7 protein-coding genes are annotated in these 6,420 nt (G+C 58.8%); 3 read left to right on the forward strand and 4 right to left on the reverse strand.

Annotated features, from left to right (window positions below; genetic code table 11):
• Positions 1–226: 226 nt before the first annotated feature.
• Both HZB29_06130 and lysA read right to left on the reverse strand, forming a co-directional pair.
• The gene (locus HZB29_06130) at positions 227–1,051 is read right to left on the reverse strand and encodes a diaminopimelate epimerase (protein MBI5815171.1); all 825 of its coding nucleotides are present in this window, start codon (positions 1,049–1,051) and stop codon (positions 227–229) included.
• A gap of 16 nt (positions 1,052–1,067) precedes the next feature.
• Complete coding sequence (gene lysA / locus HZB29_06135) at positions 1,068–2,333, reverse strand: diaminopimelate decarboxylase (GenBank protein MBI5815172.1); 1,266 nt, start codon at positions 2,331–2,333, stop codon at positions 1,068–1,070.
• Positions 2,334–2,527: 194 nt separating this feature from the next.
• On the opposite strand from lysA, the gene moaA reads away from it, so the two are divergent.
• Genes moaA through HZB29_06150 form a run of 3 tightly spaced genes read left to right on the forward strand, consistent with a single transcriptional unit; the run spans position 2,528 to position 4,169 of the window.
• Positions 2,528–3,520 (forward strand): GTP 3',8-cyclase MoaA, encoded by a 993-nt coding sequence (gene moaA / locus HZB29_06140; GenBank protein ID MBI5815173.1) that lies wholly within the window; start codon positions 2,528–2,530, stop codon positions 3,518–3,520.
• A gap of 6 nt (positions 3,521–3,526) precedes the next feature.
• Positions 3,527–3,697, forward strand: coding sequence for a PCP reductase family protein (locus HZB29_06145; protein ID MBI5815174.1), 171 nt, complete (start codon positions 3,527–3,529; stop codon positions 3,695–3,697).
• Positions 3,698–3,704: 7 nt separating this feature from the next.
• Complete coding sequence (locus tag HZB29_06150) at positions 3,705–4,169, forward strand: hypothetical protein (protein ID MBI5815175.1); 465 nt, start codon at positions 3,705–3,707, stop codon at positions 4,167–4,169.
• 432 nt (positions 4,170–4,601) lie between these two features.
• Here HZB29_06150 and HZB29_06155 read toward each other — a convergent pair whose 3' ends face one another.
• Entirely contained in the window at positions 4,602–5,693 is a 1,092-nt protein-coding gene (locus HZB29_06155) for a PAS domain S-box protein (GenBank protein MBI5815176.1), read from the reverse strand.
• 7 nt (positions 5,694–5,700) lie between these two features.
• Complete coding sequence (locus tag HZB29_06160) at positions 5,701–6,231, reverse strand: response regulator transcription factor (protein ID MBI5815177.1); 531 nt, start codon at positions 6,229–6,231, stop codon at positions 5,701–5,703.
• Positions 6,232–6,420 lie beyond the last annotated feature (189 nt).

Consider the following 6,420-nt stretch of genomic DNA (forward strand, 5'->3'; position numbering starts at 1 on the left):
AAGGGCGCGGTGATAAGTCATATGCGGCGTGTCCAGAAATCACCGGACCTGGTGATATCGTACTTCAACGGCGAAACGACGAAATACGCGGCTTGATACATATATAATAATGTCTATATTATTATGAGACGGTTAATAAGTTCATTGGCCACCTGCCAATCCTCATCAGCGCCTTCCCGCCAATGCTTTATCTGCTTGTTGATGTCTATCATTTGCGTCTGTCCCCCTAAACCTCCATCTCCCCTTCGAATACCTGCGTGGCGGGGCCGGTCATATACACCCGGTTGTCCTTCCCCCATTCTATCTTCAACGTTCCGCCGGGCAAGTCCACACGAACCTTGCGCCCGGTCTTGCCGTTCAACGCGCAGGCAACGCCCACGGCGCAGGCGCCTGTGCCGCAGGCGAGCGTCACTCCGCTCCCCCGCTCCCACACACGCACCTTCACATGGTCCTTCCCCACCACCTCCACGAACTCCACGTTCGTGCGCCTCGGGAAATCCGCGTGGTTTTCCAGCGCCGGGCCTTCCTTTTCAAGCGCCACCGCGTCTGCGTTGTCCGTGAATATTATGCAGTGGGGATTGCCCATGGAGACCGCCGTTATGCGGTACGTCCTGCCGTTGGCCTCGTGCGCCCTGTTTATCACACGCCCTTCAAACCGGGTAGGCACAAGCGGCCCATCGAGCACGGGCTCCCCCATGTCCACCTGGATAAGCCTGGCGCCGACGACCTTGGGCCGTATGATCCCCGCCAATGTCTCAACGTCCAACGACTTCTTCTTTTTAATCACCTTTTCGCCCCGGTCCCAAAGGTATTTCGCGAAGCAGCGGATGCCGTTGCCGCACATCTCCACTTCGCTTCCGTCGGCGTTGAATATGCGCATCCGGTAATCGACCTTCCTTGACGGCTCGATGGTGAGAATCTGGTCGCACCCAACGCCGAAGCGCCGGTCGCATATCAGCTTGGCCTTCTTCGCGAGGCTGGGGACCTTTTGCTTTCGCAGGTCTATCACCACAAAGTCGTTCCCAAGCCCGTGCATCTTGGTGAATTTTATCTTCGCCATGGCCGCCTCAGGACGCAAGCCACGCGGGGATACTCTCGCCGCGCACAAGGTCTTCCATCGTCTCGCGCTGGCGGATCACCTCATACTTGCCGCCGTTGACCAGCACCTCCGCCACCCGCCGCCGGGAATTGTAGTTGGACGACATGGTGAACCCATACGCCCCCGCGCTCATCACCGCCACAAGCTCGCCTTGCTTGAACAAAGGCAGCACCCGGTCTTTGGCAAGAAAATCGCCGGACTCGCAGATCGGCCCCACCACGTCGGCGGACACCTTCTTGCGTTCGCCCACCTCCGCGTTCACCGGCATCATCCCGTGGAAACTGCCATACAGGCTCGGGCGGGCCAGGTCGTTCATCCCAGCGTCCACCACGAAGAAGGTCTTTCCCTCGTTGTGCTTGGTGTAAAGCACCCGTGTCACCAGCGCCCCGGCGTTCCCCACCAACACCCTGCCCGGCTCGAAAATTATCGTGCAGCCGGTGTCCTTTAAAATCGGCGCGATGCGGTCCGCCAGTTCCTTGGGCAATGGCGGAGCCTCGTCCTTGTACGTGATGCCAAGCCCGCCGCCGATATCTATATACTTTATTTCGATCCCTTCCTCGCGAAGCTGGCGCACAAGCTCCACGGTCTTTTCCAGCGCGTCCACAAAGGGGGATATCTGGGTGATCTGCGACCCGATGTGCTTGTGTATGCCGACAATCCCGATATTGGAAAGGTTTCTCGCCTGCTTATACTCCTCCACCGCCGTGGCGTAGCTTATGCCGAACTTGTTCTGCTTTAGCCCCGTGGATATGTATGGATGGGTCTTCGCGTCCACGTCCGGATTCACCCGCAGGGCCACCCGAGCCTTCACCCCAAGCTGGGCCGCCACCGCGTCTATCGCCACAAGCTCCTGGGAGGACTCCACGTTGAACATCAATATCCCCGCCTCCAGGGCCTGGCGTATCTCGTCGCGCGTCTTGCCGACGCCGGCGTAAACTATCCTGTCGGCCGGCACTCCGGCGCGTATGGCCCGGTAAAGCTCTCCGCCGGAAACGATGTCCGCCCCGCCCCCTTCCTTGGAGAAAAGGCGCAGGACTGCCATGTTGGAGTTGGCCTTCACCGCAAAGCAGATAAGGTGCGGGATGGACGCAAAGGCCTTGTCGAACACGTTGAAGTGCCGCTTGAGCGTTGCGGCGCTGTAACAATAGAACGGAGTCCCCACCTCCTCCGCTATTTTGGAGAGCGGGACATCCTCGCAATGATACTCGCCGTTCTTATAATCGAAATGGTGCATGTTTACCTTGTTGTCCATCAATGGTTATTGTAACAATTTATTCAGCCCCGTCCACCGTCCGGGGAGTTAAATTCTGTGGGAATGACGCATTATTGTCAATAGCGGCGCGGCGCTTGCCGGAAAAGCCGCCGCAACCTCCCTTGTGTTGGAGGCCGCCTGCAATTAAAATGGATCAGAGCGCATAATATATGGTGATGGAAAATCTTCTTTCGGACGGGGCGGGCAGGCGGATCGAATATCTGCGGATATCGGTGACGGACCGGTGCGACCTGAAATGCGCCTACTGCATGCCCCCCGGCGGATCAGAGCATGCCCCGGCCTGCGACATCATGCCCCTGCGGGATTTCCTCCGGCTCGCGGAGATATTCGCCCGGCTGGGGATACGCAAGATACGCGTCACCGGGGGCGAGCCGCTTTTACGCAGAGGGGTCGCCGGATTTATCGGGCAACTAAAGCAAATCTCCGGAATCGGGCAGCTGGCCCTCACCACCAACGGGATAAACCTTTCCCGGATGGCCGGGAGGATCAGGGAAGCTGGCGTTTCCAAAATAAACATAAGCCTGGATTCGCTGCGGCGCGAGAGGTATGAGCAAATAACGGGGCGCGACGGATTTTCCAACGTGATGGAAGGTGTCCAGGCGGCCATGGGCGCGGGATTCGATTCGGTGAAGATCAACGTTGTGGCGATCAAAGGGGTGAACGACGACGAAATCGAGGACTTCGCCGCCTTCACACGCTCGATGAAACTCCAGGTCCGGTTCATAGAATTCATGCCGGCCAGCCGCTCTGTGTGGAGCGAGGAAAAGTTCATCCCGGTTTCTTCCATAATGGAGCAAGTGGGCGCCATGGGAAAGCTGATCCCTTGCGCCAAATCCCAATGGGGCGGCCCGGCGCAGGTGTACCGGCTTGAGAGGGCCGTTGGCGAGATAGGCTTTATCTCGGCGGTCAGCCGTCATTTCTGCGGGGAGTGCAACAGGCTGAGGCTTACCTCCACCGGGAAATTGATGACATGCCTTTTCGGCGCCGACGACTTGGACTTGCGGGGGATGATGGAATCGGGAGCCGATGACGCGGCAATCGCCACGGCGATACGGGATGCGGTGGCGCGCAAGAACCCGGTGAGGTCCTTGCCTGCCTGCGCCGATGATTTTGCGGCGCGCCCTTCCATGACATGCGTGGGGGGATAAGGCGACATGGCGGCCAATCCCGAATGGACAGATGAAGCGCGAAAGACTCTGGAGCGCGTCCCGTTTTTCGCCCGATCCATCGCAAAGAAGATGATAGAAGAGTACGCCGCCGAAAAAGGGGCGCGGGAAGTGACCCCCGAGATCATGCGTGAAGCGCGCGCCAAGTTCGGAATGTGACCGCGCCATGAGCCGAACCGCCCTGTTGACCGCCGCAATCGCCATCCTGCTCTCCCCTGCTCCAAAGGCAACGGGACAGGAAATGCCGGAATTCAAATTGACCGGCTCCATGGCCACTTCTTCAGTAAAACCCGGCGGCGCGGCGCGGGGGGAAATCACGGTGGAAATCCCCGAAGGGTGGCACTTCTATGCTCCCGGTGTTGAGAAATACAAAAAACTGGACATCAAAGCCACCGAAGGCCCGTTGGAAGGGGTGAAGTTCACCTACCCGCAAGGCGAAATGGCGACGTTGGTGGACGAAAAAGTCCCCGTGTATCAAGGCAAGGTGACTGTTAAATTTGAAGGGAAAGCGGCTTCCGCCAAGCCCGGCGCGGTTGTGTTCCGTCCGGTGATATCGTGGCAGGCGTGCTCCGCAAACATATGCCTTCCGCCCGAATCACGGGAGGTGGAGATAAAGTTTACGGTCCGGTGACACCTCCGGCCGGAGCGGTGTTATTTGGCTGCTGTCCGGGGTGTTGTAGCGCGCAAGCGCGTCACCCCGGACTTTCCTGTTCAACTGGTCCGGGGCTTACTGGCCGCAAACGCGCTGGTCGCCTCTTAACGCTTCCCCGTGGTCGCTGACCACGGTTCCTTTGGAGCGCGGGCGTCCCGCCCGCAACAAGGTAATGGAGCCTCGAAGGCTTCATTACCTTGAAAAGAACACGCGATAATTAAAAGAGCGTTTTTCACCATAGAGCTTCCGTATCTTCCTTCCCGACGCCGCCATCGAAGCGGCGTCAGGAAGATGCGGGCAAGATGCCCGCGCTCCCGGGTAGGGGCGGGTTTGAAACCCGCCCCTACGGGGGCGGTTCGCGTCCCGGTGGCAATTGCCGGGGGAACGCCGCCGCTACATGACAATCCGTGGTCAACCCGCCTGCGCCGGAATGCTGATGGTAAACTCGCTCCCCTTGCCCGGTTCGCTTTCCACCGCCACCTTGCCTCGGTGGGCGAGGACCACGTGCTTGACGATGGAGAGCCCAAGCCCGGTGCCGCCGGCCTTCCGGGAACGGGCCGTGTCCACCCGGTAAAACCTTTCGAAAATGCGGTCCAGATGCTGTTTCTCGATCCCGCATCCTTCGTCGCGCACGCGGATGAGCGTCCAGCCGCCGTCCACCGCGGCGCTCACGCGCACCGCGGAGCCTTCCTCGCTGTAGTTGATGGCGTTGTTCACAAGGTTGGAGATGGCGCTTTCCAGCAGCGGCCCGTTGACGGACACCTCTATGGACGGATCGCATTGCGTCTCCACCCTGATCTTCTTCTCCTCCGCCTTGCGCGAAAGCCCCTCCACCGCCTTATTTATCACGCTAAACAGCGGCTGGTCCGCAAGCTCGATCGCCTCCCCTTTCTCAAGGCTGGACAGGGTGAGCAGGTCTTCTATGATCGCGGAAAGCCTGCTGGCGTGCTTGTTTATTATCTCCAGGAACCTCCGGGACTTTTCCGGCTCCTCAATGGCGCCGTTTAGCAACGTCTCCACAAAGCCACGAATGGAGGTGATGGGGGTGCGAAGCTCGTGGGAGACGTTGGAGGCGAAGTCCCTGCGGATATTCTCAAGGCGGCGAAGCTGGGTGATATCGTTTAGCGCCACAACTATCCCGATGAATTCACCCGCCGCGTTGAACATGGGGCTCCTGACGGCCATGGCGATTATCTCTTTGGGGGACTTAAGCTTGATCTCCCGCTCCGAATTGTCCCGTGCGGCAAGCCCCTCTTCCATAAAACCCAGAAGCTCCCCTTGGGGGCAGACGGCGGAGGCCGGTTTCCCCTCGGCGGACACCCGGGCTATGCCCAGCATCTCCCGGGCCTTGCGGTTGACCTTGAGGATCGTCCCGTTTTCGTCCACCGCCAGGATCCCCTCTTTCATGCAAGAGAGGATCGCCTCGCTTCTCTGGATTTCTATGTCCAGGCTCTTGCGCAAAACGCCGATCTGTGGGGATTCGAGGCTGTATTGATCGTCCATGGGCGTCCTAAATGTCAAACCGGTAGCCGACGCCGCGCACGGTGATTATCTTCGAGCTTAGCGACTTGAGTTTTTTCCGTATAGCCGCCATATGTACGTCCACCGACCTGTCTGTGACGGTTATTTCGCCGCCGCGTATCTCGGAAACGATCTGCTGGCGGGTGAGCACTCCGCCGCGCCGCCGGAGCAACGCGTCGAGTATGGCGAATTCGGAGAAGGTCAGGTCGAGCGCCTCTCCATTTAACGTGGCCTCGTGGCGTTCCTTGTCCAGCTTCAGGCCCCCCACCTCGATTTTGCCCCCCTTGAGGGGCGAGCTGATCCGCCGCAAGGCCGCGTCCACCCTGGCCAGAAGCACGTTGACGGAAAAAGGTTTTATCACATAGTCGTCCGCCCCCAGGGTGAGTCCCTTTATCACGTCCTCCTCCTCCCCCTTGGCGGACACCATAACGATGGGGATGGAGGCGGTCTTTATGCCGGAACGGAGCCTTTTTAAAGTCTCAAACCCGCTCAGGCCTGGAAGCAGGATGTCCAAAAGCACAAGTGACGGCTTGTTGCGCTCCGCTTTTTCAATGGCTTCCTCGCCAGTGGCGAAAGTGTCCTAAACTTAGTTGAAACGAAGGTATGACCTCACCTGCTACCATGTTTTTGAACGAAAACAACGGAAAGCAAGGAGGTCACATGAAAAGAGTAAACGGTAACGGGAAAACTGGCAAGGGAAGAATGGATT

This window comes from Nitrospinota bacterium (genome assembly GCA_016235255.1).
Classification (GTDB): domain Bacteria; phylum Nitrospinota_A; class UBA7883; order UBA7883; family JACRLM01; genus JACRLM01.

Excerpts from the sequence above, each read along its gene's own strand:
- lysA (MBI5815172.1), bottom strand. The coding sequence starts at position 2,333 with ATGCACCATTTCGATTATAAGAACGGCGAGTATCATTGCGAGGATGTC.
- moaA (MBI5815173.1), top strand. The coding sequence starts at position 2,528 with ATGGAAAATCTTCTTTCGGACGGGGCGGGCAGGCGGATCGAATATCTG.
- HZB29_06145 (MBI5815174.1), top strand. The coding sequence starts at position 3,527 with ATGGCGGCCAATCCCGAATGGACAGATGAAGCGCGAAAGACTCTGGAG.
- HZB29_06150 (MBI5815175.1), top strand. The coding sequence starts at position 3,705 with ATGAGCCGAACCGCCCTGTTGACCGCCGCAATCGCCATCCTGCTCTCC.
- HZB29_06155 (MBI5815176.1), bottom strand. The coding sequence starts at position 5,693 with ATGGACGATCAATACAGCCTCGAATCCCCACAGATCGGCGTTTTGCGC.